Genomic DNA, 18,673 nt, shown 5'->3' with positions numbered 1-18,673 from the left:
GTACCGTCGGTCCCAGCGCCGCGAAACAGCGAGGTTTCACCCATGGGGACGTGCGGCTGACCGAGTATGTTCAACTGAACGAGGGGGACCAGGGATGCGGAACCGAGGCCATCGGTCATGGGCTGTCCTCGCCACCGTGGCGGCGGTTCTGCTGGGCGGGGCCGGCTGTGACGCGGTCGGCGGTGACGCGAGCGGTGCGCACAGCACCGGCACGAAGGGCCGTCCGTCCCCGAAGCCCACGCCCGTCTGGGACCGCAGCCCGGCGTCCCTCGCCGCTGTCGGGGACTCCATCACCCGCGGTTTCGACGCCTGCGCGGTGCTGTCCGACTGCCCCGAGGTGTCGTGGGCGACGGGCAGTGACGCCGACGTCGACAGTCTCGCCGTGCGGCTGCTGGGGCCGGTCGGGGCGGCCGAGCGCAGCTGGAACTACGCGGCGACCGGTGCGCGTATGGCGGATCTGCCCGAGCAGATGGAGCGGGCGGTGGCCAGGAAGCCGGAGCTGGTGACGGTGATGGTGGGCGCCAATGACGCGTGCCGGGCGTCCGCCTCGGCGATGACCTCCGTGGCGGACTTCCGCGCCGACCTCGAGGACGCGATGGCGACGGTGCGTCAGGCGCTGCCCAAGACGCAGGTGTACATGTCGAGCGTGCCGAATCTGAAGCGGCTGTGGTCCCAGGGCCGCACCAGTGCGCTCGGCAAGCAGGTGTGGAAGCTGGGCATCTGCCCGTCGATGCTGAGCGACGCGGACGTGGTGGACGCGACGGCGACCAAGCGGCGCGACAAGGTGCAGGCCCGGGTGGAGGCGTACAACGCGGTCCTGAAGGACGTGTGCGCCAAGGACCGGCGCTGCCGCTTCGACGGGGGCGCGGTCTTCGACTACCGCTTCGGCACGGCGCAGCTGAGCCACTGGGACTGGTTCCACCCGAGCAAGAACGGTCAGGCGCAGCTCGCCGCGATCGCGTACCGCACCATCACGGCGAGGCGTGCCGTGTCCTAGGCCGCGACCGTGTCCTAAAGTTCGAACATGAGTGAACTTTTCGGCACACTTCTCGACGGCGCGGCGGTCCGTCGGTGGACGCTGGAGCGGGGCGGCGTGCGGGTGCGGGTCCTGTCGTACGGCGGGATCGTGCAGTCGGCCGAGGTTCCGGACCGGGACGGCCGTACGGCGGACGTGGTGCTGGGCTTCGACGGTCTCGACGGCTATCTGGCGCATCCGGAGCCGTACTTCGGGGCGCTGGTCGGGCGGTACGCGAACCGGATCGCGGGCGGCCGCTTCTCGCTCGACGGCCGCGAGTACCGGCTGGCGCGGAACAACGGGCCCAACTCCCTGCACGGTGGCGAGCGCGGCTTCGACAAGCGCGTGTGGGAGGCGGAGCCGGTCGAGCACGGCGTACGGCTGTCCCGGGTGAGCCCGGACGGTGAGGAGGGCTTCCCGGGCCGTCTGGAGATCTCCGTGACGTACACCCTCGGCGCGGACGCCGCGCTGCGGATCGCGTACGAGGCGGTCACGGACGCGCCGACGGTGGTGAACCTGACGAACCACTCGTACTGGAACCTGGCGGGTTCGGGGAACGCGGGCGGTCACGCGCTGCGGATCGCCGCGTCCCGGCTGACGCCGGTGGACGGGAACCTCATCCCCAGCGGCGCGTTCGACGACGTGTCCGGCACGCGCTTCGACTTCCGGCGGCCGCGGAAGGCGGGCTCGGGGTACGACCACAACTTCGCCCTGGACAAGGGGGTGACGCGGGCTCCCGAGCCGGTCGCGGAACTGCACGATCCCTCCTCGGGCCGGGTCCTGACCGTGGCGACCACGGAACCGGGCCTCCAGCTCTACACCGCGGACCACCTCGACGCGTCCGTCCCCTTCGCCCCGGGCGACGGCATCGCCCTGGAGACCCAGCACTTCCCCGACTCCCCGAACCACCCGGACTTCCCGACGACCCAGCTGCGCCCGGGCGAGGTGTTCCGGTCGGAGACGGTGTACGGGTTCGGGGTGCGCGACTAGGGCCTGTCCGGTCGTGAAGAGGGACGAGCCCCGGTCCGGATGTCAGGTTCCGGACCGGGGCTGCTCTGGGGGGAGACTTGTCCCGGATCAGACGTTAATCGTCGCGGTGGGCCGGCGGACTCCGATCGGGCGGCTCGGCTGAATCTCGTACGAACCCTTCACATGTGGCCACACGCTCGTCCGCTCGTCACCCGCGAGGGGCCCGAGTACGTCACAGGCAATGGCGCACGCCACTTCCGTCACGCGATACTGCCGCCGTCCGGCAGCACCCCACGGCGACGGAAGGCCTGAACTCCCTTGACCTCCATACGTGTTCGGATCGGCATCCCCCCACTGGCACTGCTGGCCCTGCTGACGGGGCTCGTGACCCCGGGGACCGCGACCGCGGACGCGGCTCCCACGACGACCGTCGAGGAGCGGCGCCTCGACAAGGCCGTACCCCAGGAGATCCTGCGGCGTTCCGGTTTCGACTCCGTGGCACCGGGCTTCGCGCGGGCGCTCGGCTCGGCGCACTCGTACGCGCAGGCCCGGCGGATCGTCGTACAGCAGGGGTCCCGGCTGTGGCAGCGGGCCGTCGACCGGGCGCAGGGGCGGGGGCCGGCGGGCGGCGACCTGAGCCGGGACGACGACCGGCCGCTGTACTGGGCCCGCCTCGGGATGACACGTGAGGTACGCCTCTGGGAGCCGGAGTTCGCCCTGTCGGACACCCAGCGTGCCCGGCTGCTTTCCGGACTGGAGGTGTCCTCACGCGGTCAGAACGCCGTCCGCTACCCGCACGGCAGGGGTGTGAAGCGGATCCTGGTCACCGGCTTCGACCCGTTCACGCTCGACCGTGACATCCGTATCTCCAACCCGTCAGGCGCCACCGCGCTCGCCCTCGACGGCACGACGATCGAGACGGCGGACGGCCCGGCGCGCATCGAGACCGCCGTCTTCCCGGTGCGCTGGCAGGACTTCGCCGACGGCACGGTGGAGCGGGCGCTGCGGCCGCAGCTGCCCCGGGTCGATCTGTTCACGACGGTGAGCCAGGGCCGGGTGGGCCGCTTCGACGTCGAGCGGACCAACGGGGCCTGGCGGGGCGGCTTCCCGGACAACGACACCATCGGCAGGACCGAGACCGTCCCGGTCACCGACCCGGCCTCGCAGCCGCAGTGGACGACGACGACGCTGCCGTACCGGGCGATCGTGGCCGCGGACACCGGCCGTTTCCCCGTGTACGACAACACGAGCGTGACCGAGATCCCGGCGGGTGGCACGGCGGAGGTCGTGCGCCCCGACGGGCCGACCCCGGGCTCCACGGCCCGCGCCGGGGGCGGCGGGAACTACCTCTCCAACGAGATCGCCTACCGCGCGACGCTCCTGCGCGACCGGCTCGGCCTGCACGACAGTCTCCCCGGCGGCCATGTCCACACCCCGGTGCTGGAGTTCGGCACGGGCAACACGGACCCGGCGACCGGGACGGTCACGGACCCGGAGTTCATCCGGAACAGGCTGGACATCATCGGGCAGGTGCGGTCGATCCTGACCGTCGCGGCGGACTCGGTCGGGGCCGGCTCGGTCGCGACGGACCCGGTCGGAACGGACCCGGTCGGAACGGACTCAGTCGCGACGGAGCGCGCGCGAGGCTGAGCCCGGTTCCGCTTCCTCTTCGGTGTCCCCTTCGTTCTCCCTTTCCGTGTCCTCGCCGAGGAGTTCGCGGGCCATCAGGGTGGCGCCGCGACCGCTCCCGGCATCAGGAACACGGCGACGAAGGGGACCAGGAAGGCCAGGCCCAGGGGGGTGCCGAAGCCCCAGACCAGGAGCTTGCGGGAGCGGAGCAGGGCGAGGCGCTCGCGGAGCTGGACGCTGCGGCGCTGGAGTGCCACCGCCGTCAGCTCCTCCGTCAGGAAGAAGCCGGTGACGAAGAAGCCGATCACGGGGACGACGGTCTGGCCGACGAACGGGATGAAGCCGAGGGCGAAGAGGAGGATGCCCCACAGCACGGCCCGTACGACGATCCGGAGGCTGTCCCGTGCCGAGATCCACAGCTCGCGCCAGAGCGGGAGGCCGGACTCGGGGGCCGTGCCGTCCGGGGACACGTCCTGGTCGACCTTCTCGGAGAGGCTCTCGTAGAAGGGCTGGCCGACGAGGAGCGTGACCGCCGTGAAGGTGAGGACGGACAGGAGGAGGGAGAGGGCGAACAGGACGACGGTGAGGAAGCCGCGGAACAGGCCCTGCCAGGGGCTGGACCAGTCGTCGGCGAAGGGCGTGGCCCAGGCGACGAAGTCCTCGCCCCAGAAGGCCAGGGCGACGAGGGCGGCGGCGTAGAGCACCAGGGTTATCAGGCCGGGCAGCAGCCCGAAACCGTACTGCTTGCCGTGCCGGGCCACCCAACGCTGGCCCTTCAGGAGATAGCCGAATCCCGCCCCAAGATCACGCATGGGGCGAACTTTAGCCAAGCCGTCCCGCTTTGGCTAAGCCGGTGACACCATGCGCAGCGGCTGAACCGGCGTAACCGCCACCACCACGCGCTGCGGCTAAACCGGCGTGACCGCCACCACCACGCCCTGGTCCGCCGCCGGGGACACCGCCGCCGACACGCGTACCGCCACCGCTCGCGCGGCCCTCCCCGTGCGCGAGGCCGTCGCCACGAGGAGTGGCTGGATCTGTTCCAGGCCGGCGACCAGGCGTTCCTCGCCCGCGATCAGCAGCGGGCGCGCGGCCTTCGCGGTCGTCGCCGCCGCTTCCGTCAAGTCGGCCAGCGGCGGGAGTGCCGCGCGGACCACGCCCGCTCCGGCGGCGGCCGCGCGCTCCGCCAGGGCCACCTGGAGCGGGAGCAGCGGGGTCAGGGCCGCCGTGAGCGCGTCCGCGACACGGCGGAGTTCGGGCGAGGAGTCGCGCAGGACGTCGGCGGCGGCCCGGATCAGCGGGGTCAGCGCGAGCAGTGTCCCCGCGGCCGCGCCCGCCGCCGCGGGCAGCAGCGGGGAGGTCGCGTCGACCAGTTCGCCCAGCGCCGCCGAGGCCTCCCGCACCGCCGGCTCCACCGCGTCCAGGACCGGCAGCAGAGTGTCGCCGAGGGCGGCGAGCAGCGCCTGTGCCGGTTCGCTCACCGGGTGGACGGCCAGTGGCGCGCCGCTGGTGCCGAGCCGGGTCAGGGTGTCGACGATCCGGTAGAACGCCTCCTGGGCCTGCGGCGACGCGCTCGCCTCGGCCAGCTCCGCCGTGGTCTGCCGCAGCACGCGCAGCGCCTCGGCCCCCGACCCGTCGCGCGGGTCGAACGTGTTGATGGCGATTTTCGTGATGTTCCCTGCGGTGTCCAGGAGTTGGCCGGTGATGTCCGTGGTGCTGCGCGCCATGCGCACCACGTCATCCCTGCTGGGGAGCGACGGAATCGGGGACATGGGGTCTCCTCGCCTCGCACGATGCCGCGTCCAGCATGCCCCGTCCGGCCCGCCGGGGAGGCACCAACCGGGCATCCGGGCACGCGGACGGCCGGCCATCCGCGCGTCCCCGTCGGCAACTCCCGGAATTCGCGCAGGTGAACGGGCGTTGCCGGCGGTGTCCTGAGCCGGGGATCGGCGAGGAGCGCGGATGACGCAAAAGGACCAGGAGAGCCAGGAGAGCCAGGAGAGCCAGGAGAGCCGAGAGGGTCGAGAGGGTCGAGAGGGTCGAGAGAGCCGAGAAGGCCGGCGCCCATCTCGTCGTCGCGCTGCTCGTGCAGGACGGCACGCTGGAGCTGGACCGCGAAGTCGCCTCCTACTGGCCGGAGTTCGCGGCCGAGGGCAAGGGGGCGGTGACCCTGCGGGAGCTGCTCGCGCACCGCGCCGGGATCGTCGGCGCCGACACCGGGTTCACGGCCGGGGAACTGGCCGACGACCGGGTGACGCCGAGCGGATGGCGGGCCAGCGGCCGTTCTGGCGGCCGGGTACGGCCTTCGGCTATCACGCCCTGGTGATCGGCGCGCTGACGGGCGAGGTCGTGCGGCGGGTCACCGGCCGCACGCTCCAGGAGATGTACGAGGAGCGGGTGCGCGCCCCGTACGGGCTCGACTTCTTCCTGGGGCTGCCCGAGGAGCACGAGCCGCGTTTCCACTCCGTACAGCAGATGGACCCGCCGCCCGAGCAGCAGGCGGTGTTCGACGCGTTCCCGTCGGGCCCGCACACCTGAAGCCGGACACCCTCGGGGTGTTCGGGCAGATCCACTCCGTCGGGTACGACGTGGTGGCCCGCGACCACAAGGCGTTCGCGCTGGGCTTCCAGGCGACCGCGGACACCTTGTACGAAGGCCGCACCCCACGTCCAAGGGTGCGGCCTTCGTCATACGCAACGACTCCGTCAGGCCGGCGTCACGGTGAACGGTGCCGCGGGTCGCCTTTCGAGTACGGGCGCACCCGGTGCGCCCGTACGACGAGAGCGGCCTTCGGGCCTCAGAGCTTGACGATCATCTTGCCGGTGTTGTCGCCGCGCAGGACCCCGAGGAACGCCTCCAGGTTGTTCTCGATGCCCTCGACGACCGTCTCGCGGTACTTCAGCTCGCCGGAGCGGATCCAGCCGCCGACCTCCTGGACGAACTGCGACTGGAGGTCGTAGTGGTCGCCGACGAGGAAGCCCTGGATGCGGCCGCGGGTCTGGATGAGGCGGGCGAGGTTCTTCGGGCCGGGCGCCGGCTCGGTGTCGTTGTAGACGGAGATCATGCCGCAGACGGCGATCCGGCCGTCCCGGTTGAGCTGGCCGATGGCGGCTTCGAGGTGGTCGCCGCCCACGTTGTCGAAGTACACGTCGACGCCGTCGGGGGCGGCCTCGCGCAGCTGCTCGTTCACCGGGCCGCTCTTGTAGTTGAACGCGGCGTCGAAGCCGTACTCCTCGACCAGCAGCTTGACCTTGTCGTCCGAGCCCGCCGAGCCGATGACGCGCGAGGCGCCCTTCAGCTTGGCGATCTGGCCGACCTGGCTGCCGACGGCACCGGCGGCGCCCGACACGAACACCGAGTCGCCCTCCTTGAAGGAGGCGGTGCGCAGCAGGCCCGCGTACGCGGTGAGGCCGGTCATGCCCAGGACACCGAGGTACGCGCTCAGCGGCGCGGCCTCCGGGTCGACCTTGACGGCCTGCTTGGCGTCGACGACGGCGTACTCGCGCCAGCCCAGGAAGTGCAGGACGTGGTCACCGGCCTCGATCCCCTCGGCGTTGGAGACGACGACCTCGCCGACCGCGCCGCCCTGCATCGGCTGGTTCAGCTCGAAGGGGGCGACGTACGACTTGGCCGCCGACATCCTGCCGCGCATGTACGGGTCGACGGAGACGAACTTGTTCCGCACGAGGACCTGGCCCTCACCCGGCTGCTGGACCTCCGCCTCGACCAGGGCGAAGTCCTCGGGCTTGGGCCAGCCGACCGGGCGGCTTGCCAGGTGCCATTCGCGGCTGACGGCGGGGAGCTGGGGCGTGACGGTCATGGGGGCGCCTTTCCTGCGGTTACTGCGGTTCCTGCGGGGGTTCCGCGGGGGTTGGTGCGGGTTCCCGCGAGCGATCTAATACTTCAGTACCTGAAACAACCATGCTCCTGAATATTTCACTATGTCAAGTAAGCGGGTAGCCTGGAGTCCATGGCCACCCAGAAGACCCGCCCCGATGCTCTGACCCTGGAGGTCGTCGACCTGATCGGCACGGTCGTGGCGCGCTACCACGAGGAGTTCGAGGAGGCGGCGGCGGAGCACGCGCTGACGGGCGCGCAGGCACGGCTCGTCAGCCTTCTCTCCCTGGAGCCGCTACCCATGCGGCGCCTGGCCGAAAAGCTGAAGTGCGAGCCGTCGAACGTCACGGGGATCGTGGACCGGCTGGAGGCGCGGGGGCTCGTGGAGCGCCGCCCGGACCCCGCGGACCGCCGGGTCAAGCTGGCCGCCTGCACGGCGGAGGGCCACCGGGTCGCCCGCGGGCTGCGGGACTCGCTGGACTTCGCGCGCGAGCCGCTGGCGGGACTGTCCCACGAGGAGCGGCTGTCCCTGCGGGCGCTGCTGCTGCGCATGCTGGAGGCTTAGGGCCCGTCCGGCGGATCATGCCGGAGAGGCGGAACGCGACCGGGACCTCGGGCGTCACAGGAACGTGAGCAATTCTCTGCGTCTGTCCGGCGCCGTCCTGGCCGCCGCGTTCCTCCTGGGGACCGCGGCCTGCGGCACGTCGTCACCCTCCCCCGCGGCCTCCCCCGCGACCGGCACGTCCGCACCCGGCGAGAAACCGTCCGGGAGCGGTGGGCTCGTCCTCCAGGTGCGGGACGGCGGCGGCCTCGTCCCGGTCTCCCCCGCGGCCAACATCCCCCGCTTCTCGCTGTACGAGGACGGCACCCTGGTCACCTCGCCCGCAACGAAGCGGTCCGGTCTGCCCGGCCTGCGGGTGGCCCACCTCTCCGCCGCCGAGGTCCGTACGGTGGTCGGCGCCGCGCACGACGCGGGCCTCCCGCACTCCGGCCCCCTCGGCCCCGCCCCGCCCGCGGACGGGCCCGTCCGGTCGTACACGCTCGACGGGAAGCTCACCACGACGGTCGCGCCCGCCCTGCGCGACTGCACACGGCAACGCGAGCTGTGCGCCCTGGACAAGCGGCTCGACTCCCTCGCCGAGCCGTCCGGGACCTACCGCTACTCGGTCATGGCCGCCGTCTTCAACGAGAGCGGCAAGGGCCGCTCCCCCGGGGCCGCGACCTGGCCCCTGGGCCGCCTCTCCACAGCGGGCGAGCCGACCTCGGCCGGGCGGTGCCTGCTGCTGCGCGGCACGGATCTGAAGCGGGTGCGGGAGGCGGCCCGTACGGCGACGTCGAGCGCGTGGACGGACGGCACGGCGACCTACCGGATGGCACTGCGCCCACTGCTGCCCGGCGAGGACTCGTGCGCGGACGTGGTCGCCACGGACTAGCCGACCAGGGCCTGTCGTCGGACTCCCGTCGTCCGCCCGAACGGCGGGCACCGCGGCGTCATGGGGGTCCCCTGTTCTGGGGGTCCCCCTGTTCTGGGGCCCCCTGTTCGAGCGCAGCCGAGAACTCGGGGGAGCGTGCTCCCGGTGTGCCGGGCGCAGGCCCTCGTGGCGTCGCGGGGCAGCCGGGAGTCCGGCGACACACGCCCTAGGCCGACAGGCCTACGTGCACCACCACAGGAAGCGGTTGCACGGCTTGGAGGTCGACGGGGCCGGGGTCGGGTCCGCCGGTGTGGGGTTCGCGGACGGGGCCGTGCTCGTCTGCGGCGGGGGCGTGGCGGCGGGCGCCGACGTCGCCGTGCCGGGCGCGGCGGACGTGGCCACCGACTGCTCGTCCTCGTCCTTCTTCTTGTCCTTGCCGGACTTCTTGTCCTTGCCGGACTCGGAGGCCGAGGGGGAGGCGGAGGCGTCCGGTGAGCCGGAGGCCGAGGTGCCGTCACCGCCCGCGGTGTCGCCGATCGGCTCGGCCGTGGTCGCCGCGGAGGAGGACGACCCGTCGGCCGTCGCACCGCCGGCCGCGGTGGCCTTGGGAGTGGAGCCCGGCGCCTCGATGCCGAGTTCGGCGAGGCTCAGACCGCCCGCGGCCAGCAGCAGCCCCGCACCGACGAGCAGTGCCGTGCGACGGCGCCTGCGGTGTGCGGCGGCCTTGCGGTCACGCCGGCCGGCCCGTGGTGCCCCGCGGTCGCCGCGCCCACCGCGCCCCTTGGTCCCCCGCCGGCTCTCGGCCCGGCCGGGCCGCGCCCCGTCCGCCGCGGCACCCTCGGCCGACGACGCGTCCGCGTCCTCGGCGTCCGGGCGTGCGCCGGCCTCGTCCGCGTACGCGCGCAGCTCTTCGATCGGGGTGCCGCACCCCGGGCAGGCGAGGGCGCCGTTGAGGTGCCTTCGGCACGGGTCGCAGTAGTCCATGACGCGGGAAGACTAAGTTCCGTACGGGTCACGTTCCTAGTCACGGCTGTGAAAATTATGTGCGGAACCGCGTGTTCCGGCGTGTCACGCACGAAGTTCGCACCGTCGCAGGCGTGACGACAGCGGCATACCACCAAAATCCCCCGTCCACCGTTCCGTTCGACCCATTGACACTCATGGGGCCGAATCCTTACTGTCACGCCAGCATTTCGAACGTGTGACGAAATATCGAACAGAGCCGACGAAGACCGAAGCAGCAGCACTGACGAAGCTACAAGGGGCAACTGCCGTGCGCATCACCGGAATCAGCACACATGTGGTCGGAACGCCGTGGCGCAACCTGACCTATGTCCAGGTGCACACCGACGAGGGGATCACGGGTGTCGGCGAGACCCGGATGCTGGGCCACACCGACGCACTGATCGGCTATCTGCGGGAGGCCGAGGCCAATCACATTCTCGGCTCCGATCCTTTCGCCGTCGAGGACCTCGTACGGCGTATGAAGTACGGCGACTACGGCCGGGCCGGCGAGATCGTGATGTCGGGCATCGCCGTGATCGAGATGGCCTGCTGGGACATCAAGGGCAAGGCCCTCGGGGTGCCGGTGTGGCAGCTGCTCGGCGGCAAGGTCACCGACAAGGTCAAGGCGTACGCCAACGGCTGGTACACCACCGAGCGCACCCCGGAGGCGTACCACAAGGCCGCACAGGAAGTGATCGCGCGCGGCTACAAGGCACTGAAGATCGACCCCTTCGGAACCGGCCACTTCGAGCTCGACCACGACGCGACCCTCTACTCGGTCTCCCTCATCGAGGCCGTGCGCGACGCCATCGGCCCGGACGCCGAGCTGATGCTGGAGATGCACGGCCGCTTCTCCCCCGCCACCGCCGTCCGCCTCGCCCGCGAACTCGCGCCCTTCAAGCCGGCCTGGCTGGAGGAGCCGGTGCCGCCGGAGAACCTGAAGGCGCTGGAGAAGGTGGCCGCGAAGGTCGACATCCCGGTGGCCACCGGCGAGCGCATCCACGACCGGATCGAGTTCCGCGAGCTGTTCGAGAGCCAGTCGGTGGACATCATCCAGCCCGACGTCGGCCACATCGGCGGCATCTGGGAGACCCGCAAGCTGGCCGCGACCGCCGAGGCCCACTACGTCCTCGTGGCGCCGCACAACGTCGGCGGCCCGGTACTGACGGCCGCGAGTCTCCAGGTCGGCTTCACCTCCCCGAACTTCAAGATCCTGGAGCACTTCAACGACTTCGCGGACGCGGAGATCAAGAAGGTGGTGAAGGGCGCGCCGCAGGTCGTCGACGGCTACTTCCACCTCTCCGACGCGCCCGGCCTCGGCGTCGAGCTGGACACCGACGCGGCTGCCGAGTTCCCCCAGCAGCAGGCCCGGTTCGACCTGTGGGCGGACGGCTGGGAGCAGCGCAAGCCGAAGGGGAGCAAGTGAGCGGCGCGGTCGTCATCGAGGCGCCGGGCGAGTACCGGATCGTCGCGCACGAGCCGACGGCCCCGGCCGCCGGCGAGGCCCTGGTCCGTGTCCACGCGTCCGGCATCTGCGGCAGCGACCGCGAGGTCTACCAGGGCAACCGGCCCGAGGGGTACGTCCGTTACCCGCTCACCCCCGGCCACGAGTGGTCCGGCACGGTCGAGGCGGTGGGTGCCGGGGTGCCGGGGACCCTGGTCGGCCGCAAGGTGGTCGGCGAGGGCTTCCGCAACTGCCAGGTCTGCGACCGCTGCCACGCGGGCGAGACCACGCTGTGCACCGCCGGGTACGAGGAGACGGGCTTCACCCAGCCGGGCGCGATGGCCGCCACCCTGACCCTGCCGGCGCGGCTGCTGCACGTCCTGCCGGACGACGCCGACCTGACCGCCGCCGCGCTCCTGGAGCCCGCGGCCTGCGTCGCGGCGGCCGCCCTCAAGGCGAACGCCCGGCCCGGCGAGCGGGTCGCGGTGGTCGGCACGGGCACGCTCGGGATGTTCGCGGTGCAGTTCCTCAGGGCGGGCTCCCCCGCCGAACTGCTGGTGGTGGGCACCCGCCCGGACCGCGAGAAGCTCTCCCGGGACTTCGGCGCCACCGGCTTCCGTACGAAGGACCAGGAGCTGCCCGCCGACTTCGACGTCGTGATCGAGACCGCCGGGTCCGCGTCCGCCGCGCGCACCGCCGCCTCCCTGCTCAGGCGCGGCGGACGCCTGGTCCTGACGGGCATCCCGGCGCCGGGCGCCGAAGGGCTCGACCCCACCGATCTCGTCGTACGGCAGCTGGAGGTGCACACCGTGTTCGGGGCGCCGCCGGACGCCTGGGCGCACACGGTCCGGGTGTTCGGGGCAGGGCTCCTCGACCCGCTGCCGCTGGTCACGCACGAACTGCCGCTCGTCGAGTTCCCCCGGGCCATCGAGCTGGTGGGCTCCGGCGACCCGGAGGTCGGAAAAGTCCTTCTCCGCCCCTGAGCGGTACGCCGGTACGGAGTTCCTGACGCTCCGTACCGGCGTACACCCACCGAAACGAACCACGTCCGACATCTCGAACGCGAAGGACAGCTGTGACCGACGCTTCCCCTACGGCGCCCCGTCGACCCGGTGAGCAGGCACTCGCCGCGCTCGGCCTGGGCGCGCCCGCCCTCTCCCCCGCCGACGCCTCGCCGCACACCTTCCCGGGGGGCGGCCGCTGGCGCACCGAGGTGCCCTCCGTCGAGGGCCCCGAAGCGCTCGCCGTGGTCCTCAAGGAGTCCTCGCGGCTCGATGTGCCGATCCACCGGATCAGCCAGGGCAGCGGCATCTGGATGCTGACCGACGCCGAGATCACCGAGATGGTCGAGGCCACCGCCGCACGCGACATCGAACTCTGTCTGTTCACGGGCCCGCGCGGCACCTGGGACATCGGCGGCTCCACCCGCAGCGACTCGCGCGGCGGCGGACTGCGCGCCCGGGGCCACGACGCGGTGGCCGGCTGTGTCGAAGACGCCGTCCGCGCCACCGAGTTGGGCGTCAAGTGCCTGCTCGTCGCCGACGAGGGCGTGCTGTGGACCCTGCACCGGGCGCGCGTCGCGGGCATCATCCCGGCCGACACGACCCTCAAGGTCTCGGCGCTGATCGGTCCCGTCAACCCGGCCGCGTACGCCGTGTACGAGAACCTCGGCGCCGACTCCGTCAACGTACCGAGCGATCTGACGCTCGCTCACCTCACGGAGATCCGGCGGGTTTCCGCCGCCCCCATGGACATGTACATCGAGGCCCCCGACGATCTCGGCGGCTATGTGCGGATGTACGAGGTCGCCGAGTTGATCCGGCGCGGCGCACCGCTCTACCTGAAGTTCGGCCTGTCCAAGGCGCCCGGGATCTACCCGTACGGGCACCACCTGCGGGACCTGACCCTGAACACCGCCCGGGAGAGAGTGCGGCGCGGCCGGCTCGCCCTGGACCTGCTCGCGCGGCACGGAGCGGACGGCGACATGGCGCCGCTCGGTTCGCGGCTGCCCGGCACGCTCAGACGGTTCGACACCTCCTCATAACGTTCGAACAAACCCTCTTCACAAAAGACGACACAGCCGCGCACAATCCCACACACCTGTTCTCGGTCTTTCCTCGCCCCACTCTTCGGAGCGTGCCCGCACCGCGAGACCGAGCCGCGCCCACACATCAAGGAAGATGATCATGCGCAATCGCAGAGCCGCCCTCGCCGTCATAGCCTCCGCCGCCTCCCTCGCCCTCACGCTGTCCGCCTGCGGGCAGAACAGCGAGGGCGGCAGCAAGGACGAGAAGAAGAGCGCCAAGGGCTCCACGGTGGGTATCGCCATGCCCACCAAGTCCTCGGAACGATGGATCGCCGACGGCGCCAACGTGGAGAAGGACCTGAAGGCGGCCGGCTACAAGACGAAGCTGGTGTACGGCGAGGACGACCCCGACACCCAGGTCTCGCAGATCGAGAACATGATCACCCAGGGTGTCTCGGCCCTGATCATCGCGGCCATCGACAACAAGTCCCTGGACAACGTGCTCCAGCAGGCGGCCGACGCGAAGATCCCGGTGATCTCCTACGACCGCCTGATCCTCGGCACCAAGAACGTCGACTACTACGCCTCCTTCGACAACGAGAAGGTCGGCGAGCTCCAGGCCACGTACATCGTCGACAAGCTCGGTCTGAAGGACGGCTCCAAGAAGGGCCCGTTCAACATCGAGCTGTTCGCGGGCTCGAACGACGACAACAACACCAAGTACTTCTTCAACGGCGCGATGAAGGTCTTCAAGCCGTACCTCGACGACAAGAAGCTGGTCGTCAAGTCCGGCCAGAGCGCGCTGAACCAGGTCACCACCCTGCGCTGGGACGGCGGCACCGCGCAGAAGCGCATGGACGACCTGCTGACCTCGACGTACTCGAAGGCCCGGGTCGACGCGGTGCTCTCGCCCTACGACGGCATCTCCATCGGCATCCTGTCGGCGCTCAAGTCCGACGACTACGGCTCGAAGTCCAAGCCGCTGCCGGTCGTCACCGGCCAGGACGCCGAGGTCGCCTCGGTGAAGTCGATCATCGCGGGTGAGCAGACGCAGACCGTCTACAAGGACATCCGCAAGCTCGCCGAGGTCGCCACGAACATGGTCGACTCCGCGCTCAACGACAAGAAGCCGGAGATCAACGACACCAAGTCGTACGACAACGGCGACAAGGTCGTCCCGGCGTACCTGCTTCAGCCGGTGAGCGTCGACAAGAGCAACTACAAGCAGGAGCTCATCGACTCGGGATACCTGAAGGCGAGCGACGTCCAGTAACCGCCCGTTTCTCAAGGTTTCTCAAGGATTGGAAGGCACGACCATGGCGGGACCCGTCCTGGAAATGCGCTCGATCGTCAAGACCTTTCCCGGCGTCAAGGCGCTCTCGGACGTCACCCTGACCGTCCGTCCGGGCGAGGTCCACGCCATCTGCGGGGAGAACGGCGCCGGCAAGTCCACCCTGATGAAGGTGCTCTCCGGCGTTCACCCGCACGGGAGTTACGAGGGCGAGGTCCTCTTCGAGGGGGAGACCTGCCGCTTCAAGGACATCCGGGCGAGCGAGCAGCACGGCATTGTGATCATCCACCAGGAGCTGGCGCTGGTGCCGTACCTCTCCATCGCGGAGAACATCTTCCTCGGCAACGAACACGCCGCGCGCGGGGTCATCAGCTGGAACGACACGCTGAAGCACGCGAGCCGGCTGATGCGCCGGGTCGGTCTCGACGATCACCCGCAGACCCGTGTCGCCGACATCGGCGTGGGCAAGCAGCAGCTCGTCGAGATCGCGAAGGCCCTGGCGAAGGAGGTGAAGCTGCTGATCCTCGACGAGCCGACCGCGGCGCTCAACGACGAGGACAGCGGCAAACTCATCGATCTCATCCTGGAGTTGAAGAACCAGGGCATCACCTCGATCATCATCTCCCACAAGCTCAACGAGATCGAGCGGGTCGCCGACTCGGTGACGATCCTCCGGGACGGCCGGACCATCGAGACCCTCGATGTGAAGGCCCCGGAGACCACCGAGGAGCGGATCATCAACGGCATGGTCGGCCGTGACCTCGACCACCGCTTCCCGGAGCGCACCCCGCACCAGCCGGAAGCGGACGCGGCACCGGCCCTGGAGATCCGCAACTGGACCGTGCACCACCCGATCGACCAGCAGCGCAAGGTGGTCGATGATGTGTCACTCTCCGTGCGGCGCGGGGAGATCGTCGGCATCGCGGGTCTGATGGGCGCGGGCCGCACCGAGCTCGCGATGAGCGTCTTCGGGCGCACCTACGGCCGGTACGCGCAGGGCACCGTCCTCAAGGACGGCAAGGAGATCCGTACGAAGACCGTCCCCGAGGCGGTCGCCCACGGCATCGCGTACGTCACCGAGGACCGCAAGCACTACGGGCTCAACCTCATGGACACCATCGGCCGCAACATCTCGCTCAGCGCGCTGGGCAAGGTCGCCAAACGGGGTGTCGTCGACGACCACGAGGAACGCAAGGTCGCCGAGGGCTTCCGGAAGTCCATGAACATCAAGGCACCCACCGTCTTCGAGCCGGTCGGCCGGCTGTCGGGCGGCAACCAGCAGAAGGTCGTCCTCAGCAAGTGGATCTTCGCGGGTCCCGATGTGCTGATCCTGGACGAGCCGACCCGCGGGATCGACGTGGGCGCCAAGTACGAGATCTACACGGTCATCGACCAGCTGGCCGCCGAGGGCAAGGCGGTCGTCTTCATCTCCTCCGAACTCCCCGAACTGCTCGGCATGTGCGACCGCATCTACACCATGGCAGCCGGGCGGCTCACCGGTGAGGTTCCGCGTTCCGAAGCGACGCAGGAAGTGCTGATGCGCCACATGACCAAGGACAAGAGGTAGTACCCATGAGTGCCAATGTCACGGCCAAGACACCGGCCGAAGCGTCACCCGGGGGAAGTCCCTCCGGATCCGGTCCCGGCCTGCTCCGGCTGCTGGTCGACGGCATGCGCAGCAACATGCGCCAGTACGGCATGCTGATCGCCCTCGGGGTGATCGTGGCCCTGTTCGCGGTGTGGACGGGTGGCGACCTGCTCCTGCCGCGCAACGTGTCCAACCTCGTGCTGCAGAACAGCTACATCCTGATCCTCGCGATCGGCATGATGATCGTCATCATCGCGGGCCACATCGACCTGTCGGTCGGCTCGATCACCGCCTTCGTGGGCGGTGTGGCCGCGGTGCTGATGGTCAACCACGACGTGCCCTGGCCGCTCGCGGTGCTGCTGTGCCTGGCCGTGGGAGCGGCCGCGGGGGCCGCGCAGGGGTTCATGATCGCCTATCTGGGCATGCCGTCGTTCATCGTGACGCTCGCCGGCATGCTGATCTTCCGCGGTCTGACCGAGGTCTTCCTCAAGGGCCAGACGCTCGGCCCGTTCCCGGAGGGCCTTCAGAAGGTCGCCAACGGCTTCCTGCCCGAGGTCGGCCCGAAGACCAACTACCACAACCTCACGCTGCTGCTCGGTCTCGCACTGGTCGGCTTCGTGATCTGGCGTGAGATGAAGGACCGCAAGCGGCAGGCGGAGTACTCCCTCGAGGTGCTGCCCGCCAACCTGTTCGCGGTGAAGCTCGCCCTGCTGACCGCGGCGATCATCGCCCTCACCATGGAGCTCGGCAGCTACAAGGGCGCGCCGGTCGTCCTGCTGGTCCTGGCGGTGCTCCTGGTCGGCTTCGGCTACGTCATGCGCAACGTGGTGGTCGGTCGCCACGTGTACGCGATCGGCGGCAACCTGCCGGCGGCCAGGCTGTCGGGCGTCAGGGACAAGAAGGTCACCTTCCTCGTCTTCCTCAACATGGGGATGATGGCCGCGCTCGCGGGCCTGGTCTTCGCGGCGCGGTTCAACGGAGCCTCGCCGAAGGCCGGCGTCAACTTCGAACTCGAGGCCATCGCCGCGTCGTTCATCGGCGGTGCCTCGATGAGCGGCGGCGTGGGCACCATCCTCGGCGCCATCATCGGCGGCCTGGTCCTCGGTGTGCTCAACAACGGCATGAACCTCGTCGGCGTCGGCACCGACTGGCAGGGGGTCATCAAGGGCCTCGTGCTGCTCGCGGCGGTCGGCTTCGACGTGTGGAACAAGCGCAAGGTCGGTTCGTAAGTCAGCTCGGGCCCCGCCGGTCACCGGCGGGGCCCTTCCTTGTACAGGAGCCGCACATGGAACTGAACAGACGCACACTCATCGCGGGCACCGCGGCCGCGGGCATCGCGGCGACCACGCTCGGCGGGACGGCACAGGCCGCCCCGGGAAGCGGAAGGCCGGTGAAGGAGCTCTTCGGCAAGCTCGCCGACGGGACGAAGATCTACCGCTGGTCGCTGGAGAACGGCGGCACCCGGCTGAAGGTCCTGTCGTACGGCGGCATCGTCCAGTCCCTGGAGATCCCGGACCGGCACGGCCGCTACAAGAACGTGTCGCTGGGCTTCGCCACCATCGAGGACTACGTCGCGAAGACCCCGTACTTCGGCGCGCTCATCGGCCGGTACGGAAACCGTATAGCCAAGGGCCGGTTCGACCTCGACGGCAAGTCCTACCAGCTGTCCGTCAACGACGGGGTCAACAGCCTGCACGGCGGCGCCAAGGGCTTCGACAAGCGCCCCTGGGACATCGAGGGCTTCACCTCCGGTTCGGACGTGGGCCTGCACCTGTACTACACGAGCGTCGACGGCGAGATGGGCTACCCGGGCACGCTCAAGGCGAAGGTCACCTACACGCTGACCAGGCACGGCGACTGGCGCATCGACTACGAGGCCACCACCGACAAGGCCACCGTCGTCAACCTCACCAGCCATGTCTACTGGAACCTGGCGGGCGAGGGCAGCGGCTCGATCTACGACCACGAACTGAAGATCGCCGCCGCCCGCTACACCCCCGTCGACTCGGGCCTGATCCCCACCGGTGAGCTGGCCAAGGTCGCGGGCACCCCCTTCGACTTCCGCCGTACGAAGACCGTCGGCGAGGACATCCGAGAGGCGAACCAGCAGCTCCTGTACGGCAAGGGCATCGACCACAACTGGGTCCTCGACAAGGGGATCACGGCGAAGCCCGCGCACGTCGCGACGCTCCGGGACCCGTCCTCGGGCCGCACGCTGAGGATCGCGACGACCGAGCCGGGCCTTCAGTTCTACTCCGGCAACTTCCTGGACGGCACACTGGTCGGCCCCGGCGGGCACATCTACCGCCAGGGCGACGCGCTGTGCCTGGAGACCCAGCACTTCCCCAACTCGCCGAACCAGCCGGCGTTCCCGTCGACGGTGCTGCGGCCGGGCGAGACCTACCGCAGCTCGACGGTGCACTCGTTCGACGCCTGACGCGCCGCGGGTTCGACGCC

At 70.3% G+C, this 18,673-nt stretch carries 15 protein-coding genes and 2 pseudogenes; 13 read left to right on the top strand and 4 right to left on the bottom strand.

Annotation, left to right across the window (positions count from 1 at the left end):
- The first annotated feature begins 94 nt into the window (after positions 1-94).
- The 3 genes from GTY58_RS30165 to GTY58_RS30155 all read left to right on the top strand — a co-directional run bounded on the left by GTY58_RS30165 (position 95) and on the right by GTY58_RS30155 (position 3,634).
- Positions 95-997: an SGNH/GDSL hydrolase family protein gene (locus GTY58_RS30165; protein ID WP_010987185.1), complete on the top strand. Its 903-nt coding sequence runs from the start codon at positions 95-97 to the stop codon at positions 995-997.
- A 27-nt stretch (positions 998-1,024) separates the two neighbouring features.
- A complete protein-coding gene (locus GTY58_RS30160) occupies positions 1,025-2,005 on the top strand; it encodes an aldose epimerase family protein (RefSeq protein WP_010987184.1) in 981 nt (326 codons plus the stop codon).
- 297 nt (positions 2,006-2,302) lie between these two features.
- Complete coding sequence (locus GTY58_RS30155; protein WP_010987183.1) at positions 2,303-3,634, top strand: hypothetical protein; 1,332 nt, start codon at positions 2,303-2,305, stop codon at positions 3,632-3,634.
- On the opposite strand, the pseudogene GTY58_RS30150 reads toward GTY58_RS30155, so the two are convergent.
- Both GTY58_RS30150 and GTY58_RS30145 read right to left on the bottom strand, forming a co-directional pair.
- Positions 3,605-4,425, bottom strand: a pseudogene (locus tag GTY58_RS30150) (EI24 domain-containing protein). The gene GTY58_RS30155 and the pseudogene GTY58_RS30150 overlap by 30 nt on opposite strands.
- Before the next feature lie 96 nt (positions 4,426-4,521).
- Positions 4,522-5,385, bottom strand: a complete 864-nt coding sequence (locus GTY58_RS30145) for a hypothetical protein (RefSeq protein WP_037645529.1) — start codon at positions 5,383-5,385, stop codon at positions 4,522-4,524.
- 290 nt (positions 5,386-5,675) lie between these two features.
- On the opposite strand from GTY58_RS30145, the pseudogene GTY58_RS30140 reads away from it, so the two are divergent.
- Positions 5,676-6,255: pseudogene (locus tag GTY58_RS30140) on the top strand (serine hydrolase domain-containing protein); the annotation flags it as partial.
- A 155-nt stretch (positions 6,256-6,410) separates the two neighbouring features.
- Here GTY58_RS30140 and GTY58_RS30135 read toward each other — a convergent pair.
- A complete protein-coding gene (locus tag GTY58_RS30135; RefSeq protein WP_010987178.1) occupies positions 6,411-7,433 on the bottom strand; it encodes an NADP-dependent oxidoreductase in 1,023 nt (340 codons plus the stop codon).
- A gap of 150 nt (positions 7,434-7,583) precedes the next feature.
- On the opposite strand from GTY58_RS30135, the gene GTY58_RS30130 reads away from it, so the two are divergent.
- The gene (locus GTY58_RS30130; protein WP_010987177.1) at positions 7,584-8,015 is read left to right on the top strand and encodes a MarR family transcriptional regulator; all 432 of its coding nucleotides are present in this window, start codon (positions 7,584-7,586) and stop codon (positions 8,013-8,015) included.
- A 64-nt stretch (positions 8,016-8,079) separates the two neighbouring features.
- Positions 8,080-8,883 (top strand): hypothetical protein, encoded by an 804-nt coding sequence (locus GTY58_RS30125; RefSeq protein ID WP_010987176.1) that lies wholly within the window; start codon positions 8,080-8,082, stop codon positions 8,881-8,883.
- Positions 8,884-9,102: 219 nt separating this feature from the next.
- On the opposite strand, the gene GTY58_RS39855 is transcribed toward GTY58_RS30125, so the two are convergent.
- Positions 9,103-9,846: a hypothetical protein gene (locus GTY58_RS39855; RefSeq protein WP_010987175.1), complete on the bottom strand. Its 744-nt coding sequence runs from the start codon at positions 9,844-9,846 to the stop codon at positions 9,103-9,105.
- 289 nt (positions 9,847-10,135) lie between these two features.
- On the opposite strand from GTY58_RS39855, the gene GTY58_RS30115 reads away from it, so the two are divergent.
- The 7 genes from GTY58_RS30115 (at position 10,136) to GTY58_RS30085 (ending at position 18,653) form a co-directional block, all read left to right on the top strand.
- Positions 10,136-11,293 carry a mandelate racemase/muconate lactonizing enzyme family protein gene (locus GTY58_RS30115; protein ID WP_010987174.1) on the top strand — a complete coding sequence of 386 codons (1,158 nt, stop codon included), beginning with the start codon at positions 10,136-10,138 and terminating at the stop codon, positions 11,291-11,293.
- Positions 11,290-12,294: an alcohol dehydrogenase catalytic domain-containing protein gene (locus GTY58_RS30110; protein WP_010987173.1), complete on the top strand. Its 1,005-nt coding sequence runs from the start codon at positions 11,290-11,292 to the stop codon at positions 12,292-12,294. Before GTY58_RS30115 ends, GTY58_RS30110 begins: the two co-directional genes overlap by 4 nt.
- 92 nt (positions 12,295-12,386) lie before the next feature.
- On the top strand, positions 12,387-13,355 hold the full coding sequence (locus GTY58_RS30105) for a hypothetical protein (protein ID WP_010987172.1): 969 nt from the start codon (positions 12,387-12,389) through the stop codon (positions 13,353-13,355).
- 142 nt (positions 13,356-13,497) lie between these two features.
- Complete coding sequence (gene chvE / locus GTY58_RS30100) at positions 13,498-14,610, top strand: multiple monosaccharide ABC transporter substrate-binding protein (protein WP_010987171.1); 1,113 nt, start codon at positions 13,498-13,500, stop codon at positions 14,608-14,610.
- 43 nt (positions 14,611-14,653) lie between these two features.
- Complete coding sequence (mmsA, locus tag GTY58_RS30095; RefSeq protein WP_010987170.1) at positions 14,654-16,195, top strand: multiple monosaccharide ABC transporter ATP-binding protein; 1,542 nt, start codon at positions 14,654-14,656, stop codon at positions 16,193-16,195.
- Positions 16,196-16,200: 5 nt separating this feature from the next.
- A complete protein-coding gene (gene mmsB, locus GTY58_RS30090) occupies positions 16,201-17,445 on the top strand; it encodes a multiple monosaccharide ABC transporter permease (RefSeq protein WP_010987169.1) in 1,245 nt (414 codons plus the stop codon).
- Between the two features lie 56 nt (positions 17,446-17,501).
- Positions 17,502-18,653 carry an aldose epimerase family protein gene (locus GTY58_RS30085; RefSeq protein WP_010987168.1) on the top strand — a complete coding sequence of 384 codons (1,152 nt, stop codon included), beginning with the start codon at positions 17,502-17,504 and terminating at the stop codon, positions 18,651-18,653.
- The last annotated feature ends 20 nt before the right edge of the window (positions 18,654-18,673 follow it).

The sequence above is a fragment of the Streptomyces sp. SID5469 genome (genome assembly GCF_009862865.1).
GTDB lineage: Bacteria > Actinomycetota > Actinomycetes > Streptomycetales > Streptomycetaceae > Streptomyces > Streptomyces avermitilis.
This window is presented reverse-complemented; position numbering and strand designations above follow the sequence as displayed.